General features: G+C 63.6%; 23 protein-coding genes and 1 pseudogene. 13 read left to right on the top strand and 11 right to left on the bottom strand.

All coding sequences use genetic code 11. The features are described from left to right. The first annotated feature begins 151 nt into the window (after positions 1 to 151). Entirely contained in the window at positions 152 to 745 is a 594-nt protein-coding gene (locus VKR55_RS07260; protein ID WP_324401230.1) for a histidine phosphatase family protein, read from the top strand. Between the two features lie 177 nt (positions 746 to 922). After that, complete coding sequence (aroC, locus tag VKR55_RS07255) at positions 923 to 2,011, top strand: chorismate synthase (RefSeq protein ID WP_324401228.1); 1,089 nt, start codon at positions 923 to 925, stop codon at positions 2,009 to 2,011. 72 nt (positions 2,012 to 2,083) lie between these two features. Here the strand turns inward: aroC and VKR55_RS07250 are convergent, their stop codons facing one another. From VKR55_RS07250 to VKR55_RS07240, 3 genes are read right to left on the bottom strand one after another with little or no spacing between them, the layout of a single operon-like run. After that, the gene (locus tag VKR55_RS07250) at positions 2,084 to 2,449 is read right to left on the bottom strand and encodes a type II toxin-antitoxin system VapC family toxin (RefSeq protein ID WP_324401226.1); all 366 of its coding nucleotides are present in this window, start codon (positions 2,447 to 2,449) and stop codon (positions 2,084 to 2,086) included. Beyond that, positions 2,443 to 2,658, bottom strand: a complete 216-nt coding sequence (locus tag VKR55_RS07245; RefSeq protein WP_324401224.1) for a ribbon-helix-helix domain-containing protein — start codon at positions 2,656 to 2,658, stop codon at positions 2,443 to 2,445. Before VKR55_RS07245 ends, VKR55_RS07250 begins: the two co-directional genes overlap by 7 nt. Before the next feature lie 58 nt (positions 2,659 to 2,716). Then, positions 2,717 to 3,682 carry a LysR family transcriptional regulator gene (locus VKR55_RS07240; protein WP_324401221.1) on the bottom strand — a complete coding sequence of 322 codons (966 nt, stop codon included), beginning with the start codon at positions 3,680 to 3,682 and terminating at the stop codon, positions 2,717 to 2,719. A gap of 172 nt (positions 3,683 to 3,854) precedes the next feature. Here VKR55_RS07240 and VKR55_RS07235 point away from each other — a divergent pair, with 172 nt between their 5' ends. Both VKR55_RS07235 and VKR55_RS07230 read left to right on the top strand, forming a co-directional pair. Next, a complete protein-coding gene (locus VKR55_RS07235; protein ID WP_324401219.1) occupies positions 3,855 to 4,928 on the top strand; it encodes an aromatic ring-hydroxylating dioxygenase subunit alpha in 1,074 nt (357 codons plus the stop codon). A 5-nt stretch (positions 4,929 to 4,933) separates the two neighbouring features. Beyond that, positions 4,934 to 5,929 carry a PDR/VanB family oxidoreductase gene (locus VKR55_RS07230; RefSeq protein ID WP_324401217.1) on the top strand — a complete coding sequence of 332 codons (996 nt, stop codon included), beginning with the start codon at positions 4,934 to 4,936 and terminating at the stop codon, positions 5,927 to 5,929. Between the two features lie 228 nt (positions 5,930 to 6,157). On the opposite strand, the gene VKR55_RS07225 is transcribed toward VKR55_RS07230, so the two are convergent. Then, on the bottom strand, positions 6,158 to 7,081 hold the full coding sequence (locus VKR55_RS07225) for a ketopantoate reductase family protein (protein ID WP_324401215.1): 924 nt from the start codon (positions 7,079 to 7,081) through the stop codon (positions 6,158 to 6,160). 263 nt (positions 7,082 to 7,344) lie between these two features. Between VKR55_RS07225 and VKR55_RS07220 the strand changes: the two genes are divergently transcribed. Next, on the top strand, positions 7,345 to 8,565 hold the full coding sequence (locus VKR55_RS07220) for a patatin-like phospholipase family protein (protein WP_324401213.1): 1,221 nt from the start codon (positions 7,345 to 7,347) through the stop codon (positions 8,563 to 8,565). Between the two features lie 168 nt (positions 8,566 to 8,733). Here the strand turns inward: VKR55_RS07220 and VKR55_RS07215 are convergent, their stop codons facing one another. Continuing rightward, positions 8,734 to 10,293: a tetratricopeptide repeat protein gene (locus VKR55_RS07215; protein WP_324401236.1), complete on the bottom strand. Its 1,560-nt coding sequence runs from the start codon at positions 10,291 to 10,293 to the stop codon at positions 8,734 to 8,736. Between the two features lie 126 nt (positions 10,294 to 10,419). Continuing rightward, positions 10,420 to 11,250: pseudogene (locus VKR55_RS07210) on the bottom strand (caspase family protein); the annotation flags it as partial. A gap of 300 nt (positions 11,251 to 11,550) precedes the next feature. Here VKR55_RS07210 and VKR55_RS07205 point away from each other — a divergent pair. The 5 genes from VKR55_RS07205 to VKR55_RS07185 all read left to right on the top strand — a co-directional run bounded on the left by VKR55_RS07205 (position 11,551) and on the right by VKR55_RS07185 (position 17,735). Further along, entirely contained in the window at positions 11,551 to 13,221 is a 1,671-nt protein-coding gene (locus tag VKR55_RS07205) for a flavin-containing monooxygenase (protein WP_324401211.1), read from the top strand. 164 nt (positions 13,222 to 13,385) lie between these two features. Continuing rightward, entirely contained in the window at positions 13,386 to 14,579 is a 1,194-nt protein-coding gene (locus VKR55_RS07200; RefSeq protein ID WP_324401209.1) for an adenylate/guanylate cyclase domain-containing protein, read from the top strand. Further along, complete coding sequence (locus tag VKR55_RS07195) at positions 14,566 to 15,465, top strand: DMT family transporter (protein WP_324401207.1); 900 nt, start codon at positions 14,566 to 14,568, stop codon at positions 15,463 to 15,465. The genes VKR55_RS07200 and VKR55_RS07195 overlap by 14 nt, the downstream gene beginning before the upstream one ends. Positions 15,466 to 15,705: 240 nt before the next feature. Then, positions 15,706 to 17,289 (top strand): SUMF1/EgtB/PvdO family nonheme iron enzyme, encoded by a 1,584-nt coding sequence (locus tag VKR55_RS07190; RefSeq protein ID WP_475386466.1) that lies wholly within the window; start codon positions 15,706 to 15,708, stop codon positions 17,287 to 17,289. A gap of 20 nt (positions 17,290 to 17,309) precedes the next feature. Next, complete coding sequence (locus VKR55_RS07185) at positions 17,310 to 17,735, top strand: DUF4399 domain-containing protein (RefSeq protein WP_324401205.1); 426 nt, start codon at positions 17,310 to 17,312, stop codon at positions 17,733 to 17,735. Positions 17,736 to 17,781: 46 nt separating this feature from the next. On the opposite strand, the gene clpS is transcribed toward VKR55_RS07185, so the two are convergent. From clpS to VKR55_RS07170, 3 genes are all read right to left on the bottom strand, one after another. Further along, entirely contained in the window at positions 17,782 to 18,090 is a 309-nt protein-coding gene (gene clpS / locus VKR55_RS07180) for an ATP-dependent Clp protease adapter ClpS (protein WP_324401203.1), read from the bottom strand. 111 nt (positions 18,091 to 18,201) lie between these two features. Continuing rightward, on the bottom strand, positions 18,202 to 18,624 hold the full coding sequence (locus tag VKR55_RS07175) for a hypothetical protein (protein ID WP_324401201.1): 423 nt from the start codon (positions 18,622 to 18,624) through the stop codon (positions 18,202 to 18,204). 26 nt (positions 18,625 to 18,650) lie between these two features. Then, positions 18,651 to 19,535 carry a c-type cytochrome gene (locus VKR55_RS07170; RefSeq protein WP_324401199.1) on the bottom strand — a complete coding sequence of 295 codons (885 nt, stop codon included), beginning with the start codon at positions 19,533 to 19,535 and terminating at the stop codon, positions 18,651 to 18,653. Positions 19,536 to 19,713: 178 nt separating this feature from the next. Here VKR55_RS07170 and VKR55_RS07165 point away from each other — a divergent pair, with 178 nt between their 5' ends. Further along, positions 19,714 to 20,574: a DUF1194 domain-containing protein gene (locus tag VKR55_RS07165; protein WP_324401196.1), complete on the top strand. Its 861-nt coding sequence runs from the start codon at positions 19,714 to 19,716 to the stop codon at positions 20,572 to 20,574. Between the two features lie 122 nt (positions 20,575 to 20,696). Beyond that, positions 20,697 to 21,344 (top strand): hypothetical protein, encoded by a 648-nt coding sequence (locus tag VKR55_RS07160; RefSeq protein ID WP_324401194.1) that lies wholly within the window; start codon positions 20,697 to 20,699, stop codon positions 21,342 to 21,344. Between the two features lie 45 nt (positions 21,345 to 21,389). Here VKR55_RS07160 and VKR55_RS07155 read toward each other — a convergent pair whose 3' ends face one another. Next, a complete protein-coding gene (locus tag VKR55_RS07155) occupies positions 21,390 to 22,448 on the bottom strand; it encodes a class I SAM-dependent methyltransferase (RefSeq protein ID WP_324401192.1) in 1,059 nt (352 codons plus the stop codon). A 319-nt stretch (positions 22,449 to 22,767) separates the two neighbouring features. Here VKR55_RS07155 and VKR55_RS07150 point away from each other — a divergent pair, with 319 nt between their 5' ends. Beyond that, on the top strand, positions 22,768 to 23,226 hold the full coding sequence (locus VKR55_RS07150) for a septal ring lytic transglycosylase RlpA family protein (RefSeq protein WP_324401232.1): 459 nt from the start codon (positions 22,768 to 22,770) through the stop codon (positions 23,224 to 23,226). Here the strand turns inward: VKR55_RS07150 and VKR55_RS07145 are convergent, their stop codons facing one another. After that, positions 23,227 to 24,051, bottom strand: a complete 825-nt coding sequence (locus tag VKR55_RS07145) for a nucleotidyltransferase domain-containing protein (protein WP_324401190.1) — start codon at positions 24,049 to 24,051, stop codon at positions 23,227 to 23,229. Between the last annotated feature and the right edge of the window lie 14 nt (positions 24,052 to 24,065).

Below are 24,065 nucleotides of genomic sequence, written 5' to 3'. Positions count from 1 at the left end.
TCGCTCAAAACCTCATGCAGCGACGGCGGATCGATCGCCTCCTCGATCCGCCTCCGCCAATCATCAAAGATCAGCGACAGATGAGCCTCAGCCTATGCCAAAGCTAAACCGGACAGCCGTGGGTCAAGCCCGGCAATGACGGAGCAGGGGTATGCCGACCATCTACTACATTCGCCACGGCGAAACCCAGTGGAATGCGGATGGTCGGCTGCAGGGTGTGCAGGACGTTCCGCTGAACGATCTCGGCCGCAAGCAGGCGGCGCATGCCGGCAGGGTGCTTGCGGATCTGTTCGCGGAGCATGGCCACGACCGGCGCGAGCTGCCGTTCGTCTCGAGCCCGCTCGGGCGTGCGCGCACCACCATGGAGCTGGTGCGCGGCGTGCTGAAGCTGCCAGTTCAGGATTATGTCATCGACGTTCGCCTGCGCGAGATCGGCTACGGCACATGGGAGGGCTCGACGCTCGCGGAGATGCAGGCGGCCGATCCTGCGCTGTTCGCCAGGCGCCAAGCCGAGAAATGGACCGTGGCGCCGCCCGGCGGGGAGAGCTACGTCGCCGTGCAACAGCGCGTGGCCGACTGGTATAGCGGGCTCACCGCCGACACAGTCACGGTCGCGCATGGCGGCACGGCGCGGGCGCTGATGGTGGGGCTCGGCTTCGAGACGCCGCAAAGTGCTGCTGACCTGACCATCGAGCAGGGCGCGGTCTATGTGTTCAGCGAGGATGGGCTGAACAAATATAGTTAAGAGCGCGCCGTCATTCCGGGGCGCCCGGAGGGCGAACTATGGTGCGCAATTGCGCACCTGAGAATCTCGAGATTCCGGGTCTGGCGCTATCGCGCCATCCCGGAATGACGCTCTGGCGTTTGGTCACCCGCCGCGTTATGTCCACATTCAGCATCCGCGCAAACTGTCAACAAAGGCATGTCCCACAACACCTTCGGCCATCTGTTCCGCGTCACGACCTTCGGCGAAAGCCACGGGATCGCGATCGGCTGCGTGGTCGACGGCTGCCCGCCGCTGATCCCGTTGACCGACGCCGACATCCAGCACGACCTCGATCGCCGCCGCCCGGGACAATCGCGCTTCACCACGCAGCGGCAGGAGCCGGACCAGGTGAAGATCTTGTCCGGCGTGATGGCGCATCCGGAAAGCGGCGTGCAGGTGACGACGGGCACGCCAATCGCGCTTCTGATCGAGAACACCGATCAGCGCTCCAAGGACTATTCCGACATCAAGGACAAGTTTCGCCCGGGTCACGCCGACTTCACCTACGAGGCCAAATACGGCCTGCGCGACTATCGCGGCGGCGGGCGCTCCTCGGCGCGCGAGACCGCGATGCGGGTTGCGGCCGGCGCGATCGCGCGCAAGATCTTGCCCGAGGTGAACGTGCGCGGCGCGCTGGTGCAGATGGGCCCGCACAAGATCGACCGCGACAAGTGGGACTGGAACGAGACGGCCAGGAATCCGTTCTTCTGTCCCGACAAGGACAAGGCCGCCTTCTTCGAGGACTATCTCGACGGCATCCGCAAGAACGGCTCCTCGATCGGCGCCGTGATCGAGATCGTCGCCGAAGGCGTGCCGGCGGGGCTCGGTGCGCCGATCTATGCCAAGCTGGACGCCGAGTTGGCTGCGGCGTTCATGAGCATCAATGCGGTGAAGGGCGTCGAGATCGGCGCCGGCTTTGCGGCGGCCGAACTGTCCGGTGAGGAGAACGCCGACGAGATGCGGATGGGCAACCAGGGCGCGAAATTCCTCTCCAACCATGCCGGCGGCATTTTGGGCGGCATCTCCACCGGCCAGCCGGTGGTGGCGCGCTTTGCGGTGAAGCCGACCTCGTCGATCCTTAACCCCCGCCGCACCGTCGATCGCAAGGGCGGCGAGACCGAGATCCTGACCAAGGGCCGCCACGACCCCTGCGTCGGCATCCGCGCCGTGCCGGTCGGCGAAGCCATGATGGCCTGCGTGCTCGCCGATCATTTCCTCCGCCACCGCGGGCAGGTGGGGCGCTAGGGCCGGCTACAAAAATGCGCGCTGCGAAGCATTACTCCCCTCGGTAAGACTGATTGTCTTGCAACTGCGACTTCAGAGCTTATAGGGCATCCGGATACCCGGGTCGCCGGTTGCAAAGTCCTTTGTGTTTCGTGTCACGAGGAGCATTGAGCCGACCTGCGCCGTTGCCCAGATAATTGCATCGGGAAGTTTAACGTTGTGGCTGCGGCGCAGCCCGACTGCACGCGCGGCAATTTCGGCATCGAGCGCAATGATGCTGAAGGCGTTTAGAAAGCTGCGCGTTGCGGCTTCAACGCCGGCCGAGGCGCCAACCATCACCTCCATCCAGGTGATGATACTGAGGGCCTTTTCTGAATAGCGCTCAAGCTCAGTCCGGGCTTGGGGAACCGCGTTAAGATAGTCCACCAGAATGTTGGTGTCGAACAGCGCCCTCACCATTCGCTGCGGACTTTCTTCTGATAGGCCAAGCCGTCCACCTTGCGTTTGCCCCACAAGCCGAACGCCTCGCTCTCCTGCTCGCCGCGCCGTTTGCCGAGATAGTCGTCAATCGCCTGGCGGATCAAAGCCGCGCGCGACCGCTGCTCTTTTTTCGACAATTCGTCCAGTGCCTGGAGCTGGGCGTCGCCGAGGTCAACCAGTGTGCGCATGCATGAATCTCATCCAAGGATATATGATATCGTAATCATATATCATCTGGGCGGAAATTCAAGCTCTGGTTTCGGCATCACCGCGGCTGCGCCGCGACGGCACGGTAGCCGTGGCCTTGTAGGGCAGCGCTCCCGCAATCTGCGCCATGAGCTGCCGCAGCCACCGGTGGGCCGCGGAATGATGGGTTCTCGACGTCCAGGTCATGCCGACCTGAAACGGCTCGGGAAGCGGACACCGCGTCGCCACGACGGATTTGGCGATGTGCGATGCGATGCGGCTCGGCACCGTCGAGACCAGATCGGTGCCCGGGAGAATATGCATCAGATCCGAGATGCTCGGCACGGCGACGACCTGGTTGAGCGACAGGCCGCGCTGATCGAGCTCCTTGAGGTAGCCCGACCGCCAGGTTCCGCCGTAGGTGACGACCGCGTGGCTTGCCTTGACATAGTCGTCCATTCGCAGCCGCTTGCCGGCGAACGGATGGCTGCGCTGCATGACGCAGACATAGTGATCGTCGAGCAAATGGCGATGATAGAAGCTTTCCTCGTGCACCTCGTAAGGGCCGACGAGAAGGTCGGCCTCGCCGCGCTTGAGGGTGGCGAGGCCTTCGCCGCCCGCGGTCTTGATCTCCACGATCAACCGCGGCGCGCGGCGCCTGATCTCGGCGATGGTGCGCGGCAGGATGATCGACCTTTCGTAATAATTGCAGACGATCGTGATCCGCCCCGACGCCGTCGCAGGATCGAAGTCCGTGGGCTGCACCATTCTCTCGAACGCATCGAGCAACTGGCTCGCGCGCTCGACGATCTCGGCACAGCGGGGCGTCGGCGCGATGCCGCCGCGCTGGCGCACGAACAGCTTGTCGTGGAACGCCGCGCGTAAGCGGTCCATCGAATAGCTGATGGTCGACTGGTTGGTGCCGAGCGCTTCGGCGGCCCGCGAAAACGAGCCGAGTTCAGACACCAGGCGCAAGGTCCGGATCGCGGCAAAATCAATCGCGAACGGATCCCAGTCCTTTGCCATCGCCTAACATCCTCCGTGATGGGTCCGATCGTAACACGTCATCGAAAAATTCGATAAGGAATATCAACTCTGTCTGATTGCCCGATATTCATTTTCCCGGCAATTTTCGCCGAAAAGGTCGCCGAAGGCCCCGCACACGATCATCGAACTAGCCAAGGGAAGGACGCTGCCCATGAACGGCCAAAAGCATTTTCCGCTCAACGCCTGGTACACGGCTGCATGGTCCCACGAGATCGGCCGCGAGCTTTCTGCCCGCACCATCGGCGGCAAGACCATCGTGCTCTATCGCCGCACGGATGGCGCGGTTGCGGCGCTCGAGGATGCGTGCTGGCACCGCCTGCTGCCGCTCTCGCTCGGCCATCTCAAGGGCGACGACGTGATGTGCGGCTATCACGGGCTGGTGTTCAATTCGGCCGGCCGCTGCACCTATATGCCCGCGCAGAAGACGATCAATCCGTCCGCCTGCGTGCGCTCCTATCCGGTCGCCGAGCGGCATCGCCTGGTCTGGCTCTGGCCCGGCGACCCCGCGCTTGCCGATGTCTCCACGATTCCGGATTTTCACTGGAACGACGGCACGGATTGGATCGGCGAGGGCGGCACCTTCTACAAGCTCAAATGCGACTATCGCCTCGTGATCGACAACCTGATGGACCTCACGCACGAGACCTATGTGCACGCCGGCAGCATCGGCGACGAAGCGATCACGGCCGCGCCGTTCGATGTCACCCACACGCGCAACACGGCAACGATGACGCGCTGGATGGTGGATATCGAGCCGCCGCCGTTCTGGGCGCGCCAGTTCGGCCGTCCCGGCCGCGTCGACCGCTGGCAGATCGTCACGTTCCAGGCACCATCGATCGTGGTCGGCGACGTCGGCGTGGCGCTGACCGGCACCGGTGCGCCGCAGGGCGACCGCTCGCAAGGAGCCAACGGTGCGTTCCTGGCCGCCATCACGCCCGAGACCGAGACGACCTGTCACTATTTCTGGAATTTCGTCCGCAACTATCGGAAGGACGATGCACAACTGACGAGGCAGCTCCAGCTTGCCCACGTCAATGGCGGGGCCGGCGTCTACGATCAGGATCACCGGGTTCTGGAGGCGCAGCAGGCGGCGATCGACAACAATCCGCGCTCGCCCTTCTACGATCTCAACATCGATGCCGGCGCGCTCTGGGCGCGGCGGCTGATCGACCGCATGGTGGCGGACGAAGCTGCTTGCGTCATCCCCAGCCTCGCGGCCGAGTGAGTTCCATGGCCAAGCCCATCGAATGGGGAGCCGCACGCCTGCGCGCCACGCGCGACCTCGCTCCCGATGTCCGTCTGTTCGAGATCGAGCCCGAAGGCGCATTCGCAGCGGCAACGCCCGGCAGTCACATCGACGTCTTGGTGCCGATCGACGGCCGGCCGCAGGTCCGCAGCTATTCGCTGGTAGGGCCATGCGCGGACGGGCTTTATCGCATCGCCGTCAAGCGGCCGCCTTCAAGTCGTGGCGGGTCCGTCGGCATGTGGCGCCTCGCGGTCGGCGACCGGCTCACGATCTCTGCGCCGAGCAACAGTTTTGAATTGGGCCATGGCCGGGTGGACTATCTGCTGCTGGCCGGCGGCATCGGTATCACGCCGATCTACACGATGGCGCTGGCGCTCGGTCGCGCGGGCGCCAATTTCCGCCTGCTCTATGCCGCGCGCACGCGTCGCGACCTCGTTCTGGCAGACGACCTCGCTCAACGTGTCGGCGGGCGGCTTCAGCTCTTCGTTGACGAGGAGGGGCCGTGCATCGACATCGCCGGCGAGATTGCAAAACTCGATCCGCGCGGCGAGCTCTATGTGTGCGGTCCGTTCGGCATGCTCGAAGCGGCCAAGCGCTTCTGGCGCGAAGCGGGCAGGCCGCCGGCGCAGCTCCGCTACGAGACATTCGGCAGCGGCGGCAGCTTTGTAGCCGCGCCGTTCAAAGTCAGAATTCCGCGGCTCGGCGTCGAAATCGACGTTCCCGCCAATCGCTCCATGCTGGAAGCGCTCGAGGATGCAGGCGTCGATATGATCTTCGGCTGCCGGCGCGGCGAGTGCGGCCTGTGCGTCCTTCCGATCGTGGAGGCGCCGGGCGGCGTCGACCATCTCGATGTGTTCTTCAGCGCCGAGGAGAGGGCGACAAACGAAAAGCTCTGCACCTGTGTCTCGCGGGTCGCCGGCGGTTGCATCACCCTCGATACATCAGATCGAACGCCAATCCAGCGGCCTAACGCAGTTTGACTTTTGGTTGAATCGGCTCGCCGTGAACTCGGTTCACCTCTCCCCGGCGGGGAGAGGTCGGATTGCTCCTGGCGATGCGAAGCATCGTCCAGTGCAATCCGGGTGAGGGGCCGCAGCTCACTCGATAGACCGTAACCCCTCACCCGATTTGCCTCGCAAATCGACCTCTCCCAAGGGAGAGGTGGACGTCCGACGCCGTTCCAGTCGAACCCAATCTCGTCGGCTCGGCTAGCCCGGTGTCCCCATCGTGTAGGGTTTCAGCAGCGCGTACATCGTGGTGTGGACCGGCGTCGGCACGTTGAGCTCGTGGCCGAGCGCGACGACCTTGCCGCCGAGCCAGGGTAGCTCGAGGCGGTTGCCGCGCTCGAGATCAAGCGCCATCGACGCCTTCATCGCTGGCGGGGCGTGACCAATGAATTCGAGAACCTTCTCGACTGCATCGGAGGGCAGCGCGATCTTCTTGGCTTGGCCGATCGCAAAGACTTCCCTCACAGCCGCCACGATGATCGGGTGAATCTCGGGATCATCCCGCAACTTGCCGATCGGCTGGCGCGTTGCCGCCGTGATGCTGGCATTGGTGGCGAGCAGGATGAACTTCATCCAGAGATCGGTCAGGATCTGTCCGCTCAAGGTCGCGTCAAAGCCGGCCTTTTGGCAAAGCGCGAGCAGGCCCTCGCCGCGCTTGGTGATCTTGCCGTCGAGCTCGCCGAAGATCATGCGCATGAAGGTGCCGACCTGGTGAATCACGCCGGGCTTGATGATGGAGGCAGAGATCTGCGCGACGCCTCCCATCACGGCCTCTCGCCCGAGGATCGGGATCAGCCGGTCGGCGGCGTCGATGCCGTTTTGCAGCGGGATCACCGCCGTGCCCGCACCGACCAGCGGCTTGATATGGTGACCGGCGCTTTCGACATCCCACAGCTTGACGCAGAACAGCACGAAATCGACTTGGCCTACCTCGGAAGGATCGTCGGTCGCCTGCGTCGGCACGATATGCGTCTCGCCGCGGCCGCCTTCGATCTTCAACCCATCGCTCTTCATGGCCGCGAGATGCGCGCCGCGCGCGATGAAGGTGACATCCGCGCCGGCTTTCGCCAGGGCAGCTCCAAAACCGCCTCCGACGCCGCCGGCGCCGACTACTGCAATGCGCATCAAGTCCTCCCCAAAATGAAATTCCCGCGAGCGGGTGATGACAACATCGTTACCACCGCCGCTGCATGGTTCTAGCGCGACGCTAACCTCAGCACTCGCAATCTTGCAACCTGCGAACCGCTCGCAGGCAGCACGTCTTCCGTCTTTCTTTGGTCATCATCTTGGCCTTACACGGCGAGCGGCGCGGAGTCTGGTAGCCGCTCGGGTTGCAGCTTGATCTGCTCGGGACGTCATTCGAATAGCATCACGTCGAGGTCCTCCTCATGCTCCGTTTGTCCGGGCTGGCACCGTCGCTGGTCGTGCTTGGAGCTGTGCTCGCGCTGGCAGGATGCGCGGCCATCTCGCCGCGAAATGCGCTTCCCGCAGCAACAGCCGCCCACATCGATCCGGAGGGCTTTCACAACATCCGATTCTGGGGGGACGAGGCGACCGATGCCGTCTTGCCGAAGGATGAATTAATCTCGGCCGCCTCGCCGCGAAGCAGTCACCGCCGGCAACTCAATCTGCTGGCGATATCGGGCGGCGCCGAAGATGGCGCTTTTGGTGCGGGCCTGTTGGCCGGATGGGGTGATGCCGGAAATCGTCCGAACTTCGACCTGGTCACCGGCGTCAGCTCGGGGGCCTTGATCGCGCCCTTTGTCTTTCTTGGCCGCGAGCGCGACGGCCAGTTGCGCGAGATTTTCACGCGCTATGGACGCAAGGACATCTTTGCCTACAACGTCCCGAGCCTCTTGCAAGGCTCCGCGCTGGTCGACGACACGCCGTTGGCGCATCTGATCGAGCGCTACATCGATCGGGAATTCATCCGCGAGGTTGCCGAGGAGCGGAGAAGGGGAAGGGTGCTGTTGATCGGCACGACCAATCTCGATGCGCAACGGCCGGTGCTGTGGGACATGGGACGGATCGCGGAGAGCGACCGGCCTGAAGCGATCGAACTGTTCCGGAAGGTCCTGCTGGCGTCGGCGACATTGCCCGGCGTGTTCGCTCCCGTCCGCATCAAGGTGCGCGTCGGCAACAGGGATTACGATGAGCTCCATGTCGATGGCGGCATCACGCGGCAGGTTTTCATCGCGCCCTCCACCCTGCGCCTGGTTTCCGGCGGACCGGGCAGGGCCAATGGCGCCCGGCTGTTCGTCATCCGGAACGGACGGATCGATCCGCAATGGGAGCCGGTCAACGATAATGTCGTCTCGATCACGCAGCGGTCGCTGTCGACGCTGATCAAGAATCAGAGCATTGGCGATCTGTACCGGATCTACTCGGTCGCCAGGCAGGACGGCATCGATTTCAACCTGGCGAGCATTCCGGCAGATTTCACCGTCCGGACCGACGAGCCTTTCGACCAGAAATACATGACCGCGCTGTTCGAGAGGGGATACGAGATGGGCGGACACTACCCATGGATCAAGAGCCCACCCGGACTTGAGACCGCCGCACAGCCATCGCCGTCATCGGCGCCAAACAGAACGGCCCGCCTGCAATAGGTCGACGCGGGTTTGCCAGGCCGCGTACTCATGAGCTTGGTGGCGTGAAACGCAAAAGTCCCTCTCCGCTTCACTTACAAGCCACCGAGGTCGCTCGCCTGCGCCGCATCGCGAGGACGGGACCGTCGTCGCTCCAACCCTCCTCGCAACATAGCGGATCAGAGATTGTCAACGGCGCTTCATCCCCGCCAGCGCCCTGGACGCGGAGGCGTCGCCGGCGGCCGCGGCCGCTTCGTACCACTTGCGGGCTTGCGCGGCGTCCTTCGGCACGCCGAGCCCGAGCCGATAGAAATCTCCGAGCTGCACCATGGCGAAGGTCCGTCCTCCAGACGCCGCCTTCTCGTACCATTGGCGCGCAGCGCCGTAGTCCTTTGGCACGCCGCGCCCGTCGCGATAGAGGTTGCCGAGATTCGTCATCGCGAAAAGCTGGCCAAGAGCCGCCGCGCGCTCGTACAGGTCGCGAGCCCGCCCGAGATCCTTCGAGACCCCCTGACCGGCTTCGTACATGTAACCGAGATTGTTCATGGCGGTCGCGTCCCCCAACGTCACAGCCTTCTCGTACCAGGCACGGGCCTGCGCATAATCCAAGGGAACGCCGATGCCACGATCGTAGAGGACGCCGAGCTGGCGCATGGCGGCGGGCTCGACGTCGGCAACCGACTCGTACAGGGTTTTCGCCCGACCGCCGTCAATCGGCACGCCCTCGCCCTGCTGATAGAGGCGCCCGAGATTGACGGATGCGAGCCTTATGCCAAGCGCGCTCGCCTTCTCGTACCATTTGCGCGCCTCGCCGTAATCCTTGGCAACGCCCCGGCCCTGCTCGTAGAGCCAGCCGAGATTGTTCATGGCCCAGGCATCGCCACCGGCGGCCGCCTTCTCATACCATTGACGCGCCTGCACGGAATCCTGCGCGACGCCGAGGCCATGGTCATAGAGATAACCAAGCGACCTCATACCCGAGGGCTCGCCGGCGTTGGCGCCGGTCTCATACAGGCTCCGCGCCCGCGCCGGGTCCATCGGGACGCCATTGCCTGTTTGATACAGGCGCCCGAGATTCACGCTTGCGAGCTTGATGCCGAGCGTGCTGGCCTTCTCGTACCATTTCCGCGCTTCCTCATAGTCCTTCGTGGTGCCGCTGCCCCGTTCGTACAGCCAGCCGAGATTGTTCATGGCCCAGGCATCGCCACCGGCGGCCGCTTTTTCGTACCACTGCCGCGCCTGCAGCGGGTCCGCTGTGACGCCGATGCCGCGATCGTACACAATGCCGAGCAGGCGCATGCCGATCGGATCGCCGCCAGCGGCCGCCGTTTCGAACAAGCTTCGCGCGTGGCCGACGTCCTTCGGGACGCCGTTGCCGTTGAGATAGAGACGCCCGAGATTGGCGCTTGCGACCGCGATGCCCGCCGCAGCGGCCTTCTCGTACCAGATGCGCGCCTGTGGATAGTCCTTGGGCTCGCCGTTGCCTTGCTCATAGAGAGCGCCGATTGCGTTCATGGCCGCGGGATCGTTGGCGGCGGCGGCTTTTTCGTACCAGCCGCGAGCCGCCCCATAATCCTTCGGCACTCCGCTGCCCTCATAGAACAGCACGCCGAGATTGAGGTAGCTCGCCGCATAGTTCAGGCTGGCGGCTTTCTCGAAAAGCTGCTTGGCCTGAATGAAATCCCTCTGCGCCTGCGCAACGCGACCGGCTTGATAGATAAAGCGCGGCACATCGGGATATTGCCGCATGGCCTGGTTGCAGGCGGCAAGCGCCGCCACGATCTGGATTTCGCCAAGCCTCATACCGCCGATGCCCTTGGGCCGCTCCGGATCGGCGGGATTGGCCGCCTGCCGGTCGCAATCGGTGATGACGCCATCTGCAGGCAGCGATTGCGCAGGCAAGGTCAGCCTTGCTTCCTGCCGCGCCAGTTCCGGCGCCGCGTCGTCCTGATGAGGTGCGGACGCTGCAGGAGGCGCGCCGGCGAAATAGAAGCTGCCATCGATCGGAGACGACGAGACCCAGGGCAGCTGCGCACCGCCGGTCGCGCGTTTCACGGCGAGGCCTACATCGTTGAAGGTCTGAAACAGGTCGAGACCCGGTCGCTTCAGCGTCGCCGCAAGCGCGCGGGTGTAGGGGCTGTGGCCGTCGTCGCCATCCTGGGCCACGCTGCCGGGCTGCGTGGCGTACGAGATCAGCGTGCCGTCCGGCGCGCGCAACTGGGCCAGGCCGCCGCCGGCGGCGCGCAGCCCTCGGGCACCGAACGGATTGTTGCGGCAGGCGTCCAGGATGACGATATTGAGCCGCGTGCCCGAGCCCTGCATCTGGTTGAGAACGGCATTGACGTCGAGCATCTGGAAATCGACGTCCGCCTCGCGCGTCGGATTGGCGTCGACCGGCACGAGGTAGTTCGCTCCGCGCACCTGCACGCCGTGACCGGCGTAATAGAACATCGCGACGTCAGCGCCCTGAAGCTCGCGCCCGAACGCCTGCACCGCCTCGTCGAGCGCGCGCTTGTCGAGATCCGTCCGGGCATCGCCGCCAACGAGTACGAAGCCCAGCTCCTTCAGCGTCCGCGCCATCAGTGCGGCGTCGTTGTCCGGGTTGTCCAGCCGCGGGACGTTCCGGTAGGCCGAATTGCCGATCACCAGTGCTACCCGTTTCTCGGCGGATGCGGGACCCGCCAAGGCGGCCGTAAAGAGAAGCATGAACAGCAGGCATTTCACCCGACAACTCACTCGAAAACCCTTGGCAGCTCCACTGGATGCCTGCCAGTGTACGCCGCCCCGCGACCGCCTTGAAGCCGAAAGCAGTTCCTCTCGTTAGAAACCGCCGTCGGAACTGGCGCGGGCAGCGCCGCCTCGTCGGCCCAGCGCCTCAACGCAAATCACTTGGCGGATTCGCATGTGCGCGCGTCGCCCTTTCGGTCGCGGGCGGTTGCTTGCGTCGACAAAAGAGATTGTAATCGAGCCAATCAGATGCAACGCAGAATGCCGGAGCGGGCAATGATGGGAGAGGCCAAAACCCATTACGAGGTGATTGTCGTCGGCGCCGGCGTGGCGGGCATCTACCAGATCAAACGGCTGGTCGATCTCGGCATCGACGCGACTGTATTTGAAGCGGCCGCCGATCTCGGCGGCACCTGGTACTGGAACCGATATCCCGGCTGCCGTTTTGATTCCGAGAGCTATACCTACGGCTTTTCGTTCTCGCGCGAACTGCTCGACGAGTGGTACTGGAAGGAGCGCTTTTCCGGCCAGCCTGAAAATTTGCGCTACCTCAACCATGTCGCTGACAAGTTCGATTTGCGCAAGCACATGCAGTTCAACTGCAAGGTCGAGGCGATGCACTTCGACGAAGCGCACGATCTATGGCAAGTGAAAATCGGGGACGGCCGCAAGCTGACGTGCCGCTTTGTGGTTCTCGCGATCGGCCTGCTCTCCGCGCCGACCATGCCGCGACTCGAAGGCATCGGTGACTTCAAGGGCCGTTCGTTCCACACTTATTATTGGCCGCACGAGCCGGTCGATCTCGCCGGCAAGAAGGTGGCCGTGATCGGCACCGGCGCCACCGGCATTCAGTTGATAGGCGAGATCGCCGACAAGGTCGGCGACCTCACCGTCTTCCAGCGCCGGCCAAACTGGAGTGCGCCGCTCAACAACAGCGCGATCTCCGAGGAGGAAATGGCCGACATTCGCTCGCGCTATGACGAGATCTTTGCCGCCTGCGCCCTCACGCCGGGTAGCTTCCTGCACGGACCTGACCGCCGCGGTTTCTACGAAGTGACCCGCGAGGAGCGCCTGGAGCTTTGGGACAGGCTCTACGACGAACCCGGTTTCGGCATCTGGCTTGCGAATTTTCGCGAGATTTTCATGGACGAAGCGGCCAACGCCGAGCTGTCGGACTATATCGCCGATCGCATTCGCCGCCGTGTCAGAGATCCCAAGGTGGCCGCAAAATTAATTCCCCGGGATCACGGCTTTGGCGTGCAGCGGCTGCCGCTGGAGACGAACTATTTGGAGGCCTATAACCGCGATAACGTCCATCTCGTTGATATCAGCGAGACGCCGCTCGTTCGCGTGACCGACAAGGGTCTGCGTACCACCGAGCGCGACTATGAATTCGACATCATCGTCTACGCCACCGGATTCGATGCCATAACCGGCGCCTATGATCTCATCGATATCCGGGGCATCGGCGGCCAAACGCTGGCTGGAAAATGGAAACACGCGCCATCCACCTTCCTCGGCATGCTCGTCCATGGCTTTCCGAATCTCCTGATGCCGACCGGACCGCAAAGCGCGTCGGCTTCGACGAATTTCCCGCGCGGCATCGAGAACGGCGTCAACTGGTGCATGGACCTGCTGCAATACATGTGGGACCGCGGCTACACGCGTGCCGAAGCCACGCACGAGGCGCAGGAACGCTGGACCGCACATGTGATCAAGATGTACGAGATCATGCTGATGCGCAAAGCTAGATCGTGGTTCACCGGCTATAACTCCAACGTCGCTGGCCACGAAGAGGGCACGGTGCGCTACTTCGTCTACAACGGCGGTACGCCGAAGTTCGTCGGGATCATCCAGGATGTAGCCGCGAAGGGCTATCAGGAGATCGTGTTCAGGTCGCCCTTGGGTGACCGCGCGAAGGCGGCGGCGGCCGCCGGCGCGCCCGCCTAGACTTCTGGGATCACGACGCTAATGCCGGGCTTGATGGAGCTGAATCCCGGCGCCGGGCATCTTTCGTCGGTGCTGACAGCCGCTGACGATGGCCGCCTGTCGTCGAAAGGCAACGCTATTGTGATGGCTTGACGGGTCCAAAACCACGCACACTAATGCAGGTCATGGACACGCAAAAGCTGCAGGACCTGATCGACTGGCTGATGGACGGTGCGCGCTCGGCGCCGACGCCGACCGGATGCTTCAAAGAGATCTACGAGCGCCTGGTCGCGTCGGGCGTCCCGCTCTGGCGCGCGGCCGCTTTCGTACGGACGCTGCATCCCGACGCCTATGGCCGCGGCTTCATCTGGCGGCTGGGCGAGGAGGTCGTCGTCAACACAGCGGATTTCGACTTCGTGGAGACGCCGGAATTTCGCAATTCTCCCGTGGTAATCGTGCAAAGGACTGCGCGCGAGCTGCGCTATCGCATGGACGATCCAGACAGCCACCGCTTCCCCTTTTTCGACGACATGCGCAAGGAAGGCGTCACCGACTACATCGCGCTGCCGCTGTCGTTCATGGACGGCTCGGTGCACACCTCAAGCTGGACCACGAAACAGCCGAGTGGATTTGCCGAAGAACAGCTTGCGGCGCTGCGCCGGATCATTCCATCGTTTGCGCGGATCGCCGAAATCTTTGCCATGCGCCGCACCGCGACTGCGCTGCTCGATACCTATGTCGGCAACCGCGCCGGAGAGCGGATCTGGGCGGGGCAAATCCGCCGCGGACACGCCGAGTCGATGCAGGTCGCGATCTGGCTGTCGGACCTGCGCGGCTTCACCGCGCTGTCCGACCGCCTGGTCCCGGAAACCGTGGTCGACATCCTCAATCAATATTTCGATTGCCAGGTCCCCGTGATCCGCGAGTATGGCGGCGAGATCCTGAAGTTCATGGGCGACGGCCTGCTCGCGGTGTTTCCGATCGCCAAAGACGGCGGCAATCTCAGCGAAGTCTGCGGCCGCGTGCTGGCGGCGGGCCGCAAGGCCCGCGCCAATGTCGATGCCATGCACTATCCGAGCGGCGACGTGGTCGAGCGTTTCCGCTTCGGCGTCGCGCTGCATATCGGCGGCATCCTGTTCGGCAATATCGGCGGCATGAGCCGGCTCGACTTCACCTGCATCGGACCTGCCGTCAATCTCGCCGCGCGACTGGAGAAGATCGCAGGTCGCCTGCACCGCACGGTGGTGGCGTCCGCGGCCTTTGCCGGCGCCTGTCACAATGACTGGATCGATCTCGGCGAGTTTCCGATCGCCGGATTCTCCAGGGCGCAGCGCGTGTTCGGCCTGCGCGACGAAGTGGCCGAGCATGCAGTCCACTGACCGTCAGCATCGCGCCGGCATTGCGCTCGTGATCGCCGCCGCGATCGCCTGGAGCACGGCGCCGTTCTTCACGCGCCTGCTTCATTTCGATTCATGGACCATCCTGTTCTGGCGTGGCGTGTTTGGCGGTAGCTTCATCGCGCTGCTCTTGATCTTCACCCAGGGCCTTAATGGCGCACGCAACCTGATCGCGATGAAGCCGAGCGGGTGGCTGGTGGCCTCGCTCTCCACCCTCGGCATGGTGAGCTACATTCCGTCGCTGCAGCTCACGAGCGTGGCCAATGTCGCGATCATCATCGCCGTGCAGCCGTTCGCTGCCGCCGCCATCGCCTGGGTCTGGCTGCGGGAGGCGGCAGCGGCGCGCACGATGTGGGCGAGCCTCGTGGCGCTCGCCGGCATCGTCGTGATCGTCAGCGGCGCAGGCGGCGTCGGCGATTACCGGGGCATCGGGCTTGCGTTGCTCATGGTGATTGCAATCTCGCTGATGACGGTGGTGATCCGAAAGCATAGGGAAACTCCGATGGTCGCGGCTGCGTCACTGTCGAACTTTCTCGGCAGCCTGGTCTCGATCCCCTTTGCGCAATCGATCGGCGCAGTCAGCAGTCACGACCTCGTCATCCTTGCGATGTTTGGCCTGTTGCAGGTTGGCCTTGGTCTCACGCTGTTCACCCTCGGCTCCAGATTCCTGCCCTCCGGACAGTCGTCGCTGGTCGCAACGCTCGAGACGCCGCTGATGCCGTTCTGGGTTTTTGTCGCCTTTCACGAGGTACCGTCGCTGCGCGCGCTGATCGGCGGCGCGCTGGTCATGGGCGCCGTGATTGCCGACATCGCCGCGGATAACCGGGCGCGAAGCGCGGCGGGCTTGCACGATGAGGCTGCGATCTAGTCGTGGAACCGCCGAAACCGTTGGCAACCTGCGAACGTCAGGATGATTGACGTGTGCTGCGTTGTCGCAGACATTGAAAGTCGGCCCGTCGAGGCAGCAAAGTCTCGCAATTCCTGATATGGTTGCGGCGATTTTGATTGAATTGCCGCGCGTTGTTTGACGCGTCTAATGAGATTTCTCAAGGCCACTTCGCTGCGCCGCTGTCAGAACAGGTCGGTCCCAAGTGGCGTGGAGTGAGGGATGCGCGAGAAAGTTCGCGATATCAACTCCGCCAGGAATTCGAGCAGGAGCAATGTGCCGCCGGGCGCGATGACTCCACGTCGTCTCGCTGCCATCGTCGCTGGCGACATCTGCGGCTACAGCCATCTCATGCAGCTCGATGAGGAAGGAACCCATGCGCGCGTCAAGCGAATCCAGCGCGACCTGATCGAGCCAAGCATTGCGGAGCATCACGGGCGGCTGGTCAAGACGACCGGCGATGGCTTCTTTGCGATTTTTGACAGTCCCGTCGAAGCCGTGCGTTGCGGCGTCGTCATTCAGCAAAACCTGACGGGACGCAACGCATCGCTGCCCCGCGACCATCGAATCGAATTCCGGATCGGCGTCAATTTAGGCGACGTCATCATTGAAGCGGATGACATTTACGGTGATGGCGTCAACATTGCATCACGTCTCGAAAGCATTGCTGAGCCGGGGCAGGTTTTCATCTCGGGCGGAATCTACGAGCAGATCAAGCACAAGCTTGTTTGCGGATATGAGTCGCTCGGAGACCGCAAAGTCAAGAACATCACCGATCCGATCAGAGTCTACCGGGTGCTTCCAGACCCGGCCGCGTTCAACAGAGCCCGAAAGCGCCGGGAGAGCATCCTGATTTTCCTGTTGAGCCTCCTTTTGCTTGCTATCGCCGGCGGCGCGCTCTGGTATTTGCTGCCGCAACCGCTCGGAAGGGTGCGGAATCAGGCGTTGACCCGGCTTTCGCCGGACGTGTCGCAGGCGCTCCCCGGAAGACAATCGGCGCCTCCGGCGCCCGCCCGCCATGATGCGGCGCGCCAAGATCGGCTCCCTGTTCTGGCCACGCCGGTTTTGCAGCAACCACCATCGCAACAAGCCGCAGCTCCGGTCGCGCCACCGCAGCCGGCCCCCGCGGTACAAGAGCCTGAAATGAACACGCTTCGAGGTGGCACGTTCATGATGGGCAGTAATGAGGACAGTTCGGAGAAGCCGGTTCACCACGTCACCATCAAGCCGTTTGCCATCAGCCGGTACCCGATTTCCGTTCGGGAATGGAATGAATGTGCCGCAGCAAAGGCATGCGCGTTCCTGGCAACGGGCAAGGGTGATGCGCCTGTCACCAATGTAAGTTGGAGCGATTCCAAGCAGTTCGCCGGTTGGCTCGCAGGCGTAACGCACAAGCCATATCGTCTGCCGACGGAAGCCGAATGGGAATTCGCCGCTCGCGGCGGGACGCAAACCAGGTACTGGTGGGGTGATGACCTGCGGCCCGACATGGCCAATTGCAAGGGTTGCACCGATGTCGCCGCTCTCGAGCAAGCACCCCGGATCGGCAGCTTCAAGCCAAATCCGTTCGGGCTTTATGATATGGGCGGCACCGTCGACCAGTGGGTCGAGGACTGTTGGCACAAGAACTATGGCGGCGCGCCAACGGATGGCTCGGCATGGACCGAAAGCGACTGCGGGTCGCATGTCATCCGGTCCGGGTCGTGGAAGAATGACCCGCGTTATGTGCGGCCGGCGAACCGCGACAGTTACGACACGAGCGTTCGGTATCCCACGCACGGATTTCGGATCGCTCTTTCCCCTTGAACGTCTCGCGGGAGATGAAAATGAAGATCGTCCGGCTCACGATACTGGCCGCGGCGCTGGTGTTACTGCCGTCCACTGCCCGGGCCCAGGGAAAACCTCCCGCCAAGGACGCACTCCTGTACATCATCTGGCCGCAGAACGGCGCAACGATCAAAGGCGGGTTCTGGTGTCGTTTCGGCCTGCGCAATATGGGCATCACCCATGCGGGCGAGGACTTTCAGAACAGCGGTCATCATCATTTGCTGATTGACGTGAATGAACCGCTTGATGTGAACGAGCCGATACCGCAGGACAAGAATCATCTTCATTTTGGCGCGGGCCAGACCGAAGCCCGTATCGAATTGCCGTCGGGCAAGCACACCCTTCAGCTCGTCCTGGGCGATGCCAAGCACTATCCCTTCAACCCGCCGCTCGTCTCGCAGAAAATCACGATCACCATCAAGTAGAAGCGGGGCGCCGTGCGAACGCCGCGGCCCGCGGGTGTCGGCGCAGTTATTCTTCCGGCTCGGTGGTGAACAGCAGCGGATAACCCTTGGCACGGCCGGCGTCGGTGGCGCGCGTCGCCTTGGTCTCGGCGACGTCCTTGGCGAACACCGCGACCACGCAGACGCCGAGCCGGTGCGCGGTGATCATCACCTTGTAGGCCTGGTCGTCGGTCATGCGGAATTCCGCCTTCAGCACCGTGACGACGAATTCCCGCGGCGTGTAATCGTCATTGATCAGGATCACCTTGTGCAGCCGCGGCCGCTCGACCTTGGTCTTCACCTTGGTCTTCGGCTTGGTGATGGTGGTATCGGTCATGCGGGTCCTCGCGTTCCCTTGACGAGGCAGAGAATACAATTTCCGGCCGCCGCGGGGAACCCGCGTGTTTTCGATGGCTTGCTTGCGCGGACGGGCAGGCGGGACGGCGGCCTATTTCGGGCAGGCCCGATAGCCGAACTTGCTGATCATGTCGCGTGCGGAGATCGAATGGAATTCGAGCGTGTCCATGTAGTGATGCGCGGTGACGTAGTTGCGCAACGCGGCGTTATAGGCGGCGAGCATGTGGTTGGTTGCCGTCGCGCTGATTTCCGCCCACTGGCCGTGGCCGCCGCCGGCATGGAACAACAGCGTGGCGTTGCGCTCGATGCAGACATTGCGAATCGCGAGAAACAGGGTGCAGGCCGACTGGCAATGGCCCTGGATGCGGAACAATTCGCCTGACGCGTTGTACTGCGCGACCACCGGATCGAAGCGCGAAAAACGTCCGCCCATGGCGAAAGGCACGGAAGAGCCATCCGCCATCGCGGGGCTGGCGATCAGCAACATCCATAGCAAGGCGACGATCTTCTTCATGGCGATCGCTCCTTCGCGTTGGCCGCTCAATCGAGTGGCGGCACAGTTCGCAAGTAGGCGATGATGTCCTTCAGGTCCGGGTCCTTCAATCCCGCATAGAAGCCGAACGCCATCGGCGGCTTCAGCGCATGGCCGTCACGCGAGATGCCATGGGTGATCGCGCGCGCGATCTCCGCATCGCTCCACGCGCCGATGCCTTCGGTCGGATCCGAGGTGATGTTGGCGGCAATGCTGGTGGGGCTGTCGGGCGCGCCTTCACGGAGCGGGAAGGCGCGGCCGCCCTTGCCGAGCCCGGTGGTGTAATTGTGGACGCCCTTCGACCAGGCGGCGTGGCACTCCATGCAATGGCCGATGGTGGCAAGATAAGCGCCGTGCTTCACCGGATCGGTCATCATGGCCCCAGTGAAGCCGGCCTCCGCGTCCGGATAGGGCTCGCGACGGACCGGCAGCCGGTAGACCGGCGGCGCGACCTCGTGACGCACCGGCTTGACGGTGCGCAAATAAGCGATGATCGCGGCAAGATCGTCCGGCAGCAGCGCCTTGTAGAAATTGGCCGGCATGATCGCCGCGAGTGGGGCGCCGGCAAGTTTGCCGTGATCGGGGCGGATGCCCTCGATCAGCGCGCGCTTGATCTCCTGATCGGTCCAGGCGCCGATACCGGTCTGCTTGTCTGGCGTGATGTTCGGCGCGGTCGCGAGAAAAGCCGGTGTGTCGAAGGTCAGTCCGCCGGACAGCGCCTTCTCGGCGACGATCACGCCCTTGGCATCCCGCGGCGAGTGGCAATTGCCGCAGGCCATGATGGTGTTGACGAGATAGTCGCCGCGCTCGATCGCGGTTTCGGCGAGGGCGCCGCTGCTGATCAACGAGATGACGCACGCAAGGCCGATAGCCCCGATGCTGGTTCGCAGCATGATTCCCCCCAATTCCCACGATCCTGTATGGCACGGCGCTACGTGCCTCGGCAACGTAGGCCGGTGCGAGGGCAGGCGCCGAGCGGCTAACCGGAATGTGAAGGACAAACGATGTTCCTGCTGTGCACCGCCGCAATTGCATGTCACCATCCCACCATACGATTGATGGAGTCAGCTCATGCGCTGGTTTGTCTCGATCGGAACGGCGCTGCTTGCTGGCGCATTGGCAGGGGGCGACGTGACACGCGTTGCCGCGCCGGCAGCCAGGGCGCAGCCGGATGGGCAAGCGGCAAAAGCGCTTGCCGAAGATGCCAAGCCGGCTGTCGATGTCGAGCTCATTCTCGCGGTCGACGTTTCCTACTCCATGGATCTGGATGAGCTTGCGGTTCAGCGCGAAGGCTATGCTCAGGCGATCGTCTCGAAGGAATTCCTGCAGGCGCTCAAAAGCCTGCCGAACGGCAAGGTCGCCATCACCTATTTCGAATGGTCTGCCTCCAGCGACCAGAGGATCATCATCCCCTGGCGCATGATCGACGGGCCGGAGGCGGCGGACTCCGTTTCCTACGACATCCTGCATGCGCGGGTCCGGCGCGGATCGCGCACCTCGATCTCGGGCGCGATCTATTTCGCCATGCCGCTGTTCAACGAGGATCCGTATCACGGCTCGCGGCGTGTCATCGACATCTCCGGCGATGGTCCCAACAACGCCGGCGCGCCGGTTACGGGTGCGCGCGACGAGGCGCTGTCGAAAGGGATCGTTATCAACGGCCTGCCGATCATGGTGAAGCCGCCGTCCTATTCCACCATGGATATCGACAATCTCGATTGGTACTACGAGGATTGCGTGATCGGCGGCCCAGGCTCCTTCGTGGTCGCGATCAAGGATCGCGAGAAATTCAAGGAGGCGATCCGCACCAAGCTGCTGATGGAGGTCGCGCGCCGCACCCCCGAGCCGCGCGTCGTGCCGGTCGCCGCGAAGGAGCCGCGGGTGCCCTGCCTGATCGGCGAGAAGATGTGGCAGGACCGCTGGGGTAGGTAATTGAGGCGAATTGACCCACGCGCCAGTGGCTGGCTTTAACCGTCCGTTAACCCAACAGGCATCCTGATCGGCGCAAAGGCGTGCTGCTTCGCTCGCACGCTTCGCCAGGACCTGATGGATTGATGACGGCGGTAAGCACCATACCCAAGGGTAGCCAGATCTCGCCGGTGCAGGAGCGGGTCTATCACCAGAGCAATCTGATCGGTGACTGGAAGGGCTCGTGGCAAAAGAACGGGCGGCCGATCGAGTTCAAGGTCATCAATATCCGCGGCAGCACGGCCCAGGTCGAATATACCCACGACGGGCATACCGAACGGGGGACTGCCAGCGTCGACGGCGCCACCATCAGCTTCGGCAACGTCACGATCGGGACCAAGAATGGACAGGTCGCGGCGTTGGAGTTCTCCTCCGGCACCGCGAAGATGACCGCAGTGCTCGGCAAGCAGGCCGCACCCACCGATCAGAACAAGCTCGTCGGAAGCTGGAGCGGCTTTTCAAGCGGCAACGGACAGAGCGCGTTCTTCCAGGTCGTGTCCGTCGACGGACGGGATGCCCAGGTCCGCTTTTCGGCGAATGGCGGCGCCATCCAGTCGGGCGACGCCATCGTATCCGGCAACGCGGTCATGTTCGGCGCAACGGCGCAGTTCACCTCGAACGACGGCCAGACTGGCAATGTCATCTTCAAGGTCGGGCACAGCACCTATTCGGTGCCGGTGACCAAGAGCAAGACCACGAGCACGTCGTCTTCTTCCGTCAACAAGCTCGCGTGAGACGCGCCTCTCCCCGCGTGCAGGCGGGGAGAGGGAGAGTCGTCCCTAAACCCGCGCTTCCAGGATCAGGTTGAAGGGCGTCTCCGTCGCGCGACGGAAGCGGGTGAAGCCGCCCTGGCGCGCGACGTCGCGAAGCCGTGCTTCGCCGGCCTGGGCGCCCAGCGCCAGCCCGACCTCCTGGTCCAGCGAGGCCGGTGTGCATATCATGGTCGAGGCAGTGTAGTAGATGGCTCCGACCGGATTGAGATTGTCTTCCAGGCGGTCGTTGGCGAACGGCTCGACCAACATGCAGGTGCCGTCATCGGCGATAGTCTCGCGCACATGCTTCATGGCGCCGACGGGGTCGCCCATGTCGTGCAGGCAATCGAAGAAGCAGACGAGATCGTAGCCGCGCGACGGATAAGTCTTGGCCGAATGCACCTCGAAGCGCACGCGGTCGGAAATCCCGGCTGCCTGCGCGTCCTTGCGCGCGGTCTCGATCGAGCCGTCGTGGTAGTCGAACCCGTAGAATCGGGATTTCGGGAAGGCCTGCGCCATCAGCCGTGTCGACACGCCGTGGCCGCAGCCGATGTCGGCAACCTCGGCGCCGCGCGTGAGCTTGTCGACCACGCCGTCGAGCGCCGGCAGCCATTCCTGCACCAGATGATGCTTGTAGCCGGTGCGGAAGAAGCGCGCCGTGCCGCAAAACAGGCATTCGCTGCGCCGGTTCCAGCCGACGCCCTTGCCTGACGTGAAGGCTTGCGAAATCTTCGGCTCGTCGAGGAAGGCCGCCGCGATGATGTTGCCGAAGCCGGCGACATAGACAGGGCTGTCTTCGTCGGCCAGCGCCATCGCCTGCTCGGGCTGCATCGAGAATTTGCCGGCCTTTGCATCATATTCTACATAGCCGGACGCGGCCTGCGCGGCGAGCCATTCGCGGACATAGCGTTCGGCTGTGTCGGTGGCCTTGGCGAGCTCGGCGGAGCTCATCGGGCCTTTCGCGGCAAGCGTCCTGTAAAGACCGAGCTTGTCGCCGAGCAGCACCAGCGACGCATTGAGCGCCGCACCCATGTCGCCCACCATCTTTCCCATAAAGGCGTTCAGTCGGTCGGTATTGGCGTCCATGATTGCCTCCTTGGCGTGCTCCCCCCTTGCCGGTTGGGCGAAGCTTCCATCGGAAGGTTCAATGCAAGGGGTGCGGCACTTCGCCGATGGCCCACCCCGCGCTGTAACCGCACCGCAACACATCCCCTCAAATCGGATGGCCAAAAAGTGGCGGCCTTGGCGCGGCCACGGTTCTGCCCGCATCGGCTGACGGATTTTGCACGGGGCCGGGCTGGACTTGGGGTGCAATATGCCGTCCATCAGCCACGCTGGCATTTCGGGCGTTCCAGTTGATGCGTTGCGTCGTGCGGCGGCGGACCGCCGGACCATTATCCGCTTGATGGGGCTGACGCTTGCGGCCGCTTCGCTCGCCGCTTGTGCCCAGTCCAATGTCGCGAGCCGGAACTCCGCTTTTGCGCCTTCCACCCGGCAGGCGGCGCTGCGTCGCGAAGCCCCGCGCGTATCGGTCGTGCGCAGGCACATTCCGCCATCGGGCAATATCGCCGCGGCGAAGCCTTCGTCGGGCGGGGGCGTTGCGAGCTTCTACTCGGAGGACAGCGAGACCGCGAGCGGTGAGAAATTCGATCCGAACGAGCTGACCGCGGCGCATCCGACCCTGCCGTTCGGCACCAGGCTCCGCGTCACCAACCTCAAGACGGGTCGATCCGTCACCGTCCGCGTCAACGACCGCGGACCCTACGTGCCTGGACGCGTCGTCGACGTCTCCTATTCCGCCGCGCGGGCGCTCGGCATGGTGCAATCGGGCACCGCCAACGTGAAGCTCGACGTGGTGCAGTAGTCAGGAGAGGGCTTTCAGGTCCCGCTCAATGGTACGCATCGATGCGAGCGCGGCCGCGACTTCCGTCTCGCCGATCGCGCGCCAGATGGCATCGACCCGTGCAGGCAGCTTCGGAATCGTCCTTGGAAACGTGGCTGCTTCCTGAAGCGCGCCTTTTTCGTTGATGAGGTAGCGCTCGTTGAGCGCAAACAGCACCTGGGCGAGACAGGCGAGCGCCCGATAGACGCAGCCCGCGATATGGGTTTGCTCGCCTCGCGCAACGCAGAGCTCGGCGTTTTCGATCGCGAACAGGATTTCCCACTGGAAGCGCTCGATCAACGCCTTGCGCAGTGGCGCCGGATAAAGCGCGGTCTTCGCTTTCAGTCCTGCCAGCATCTTGCCGGGATCGTGCAGCGGCCGGCTCAGCGCGACTTCGCCCATCCAGATGGCCGAGCAGAAACCGTGCGGATGGCCCGCCTGGTAGTGCATGGCGATCTCGCCGCCGCGGCAGGCCTCGATCACGCGCGCCACATCGTCGAGGTTGCGGTAGAGCAGGTCGACCTTGTGGCCGTCCACGCCGAGCCAGGCGCCGCCGACGATCCATGTTCCCCAGCCGCCGACCGGCGTGACCTCGACCGTATCCGCAGCGTCAGCAAACGCCTTCGCGACCTCAAGCAGCCGGCCGGTATCGAGCGGTTGCACCGTCGAAAAGTAGAGACCGATGTCGTAGTCCGATGCGTCGTTTGCTGTTCCGCGCGCTCGCGAGCCGCCAAGCACGACGGCCGCGACGCCGGGCACTTCGGCGAGCACGGGCACGATACGGCTCAGGATCTGATCGGGCGGCATGATGACCTTCCGTG

It is taken from the genome of Bradyrhizobium sp. (assembly GCF_035309285.1).
Classification (GTDB): Bacteria; Pseudomonadota; Alphaproteobacteria; order Rhizobiales; family Xanthobacteraceae; genus Bradyrhizobium.
The sequence above is the reverse complement of the archived record's forward strand: the minus strand, read 5'-3'. Positions and strand labels throughout refer to the sequence as shown.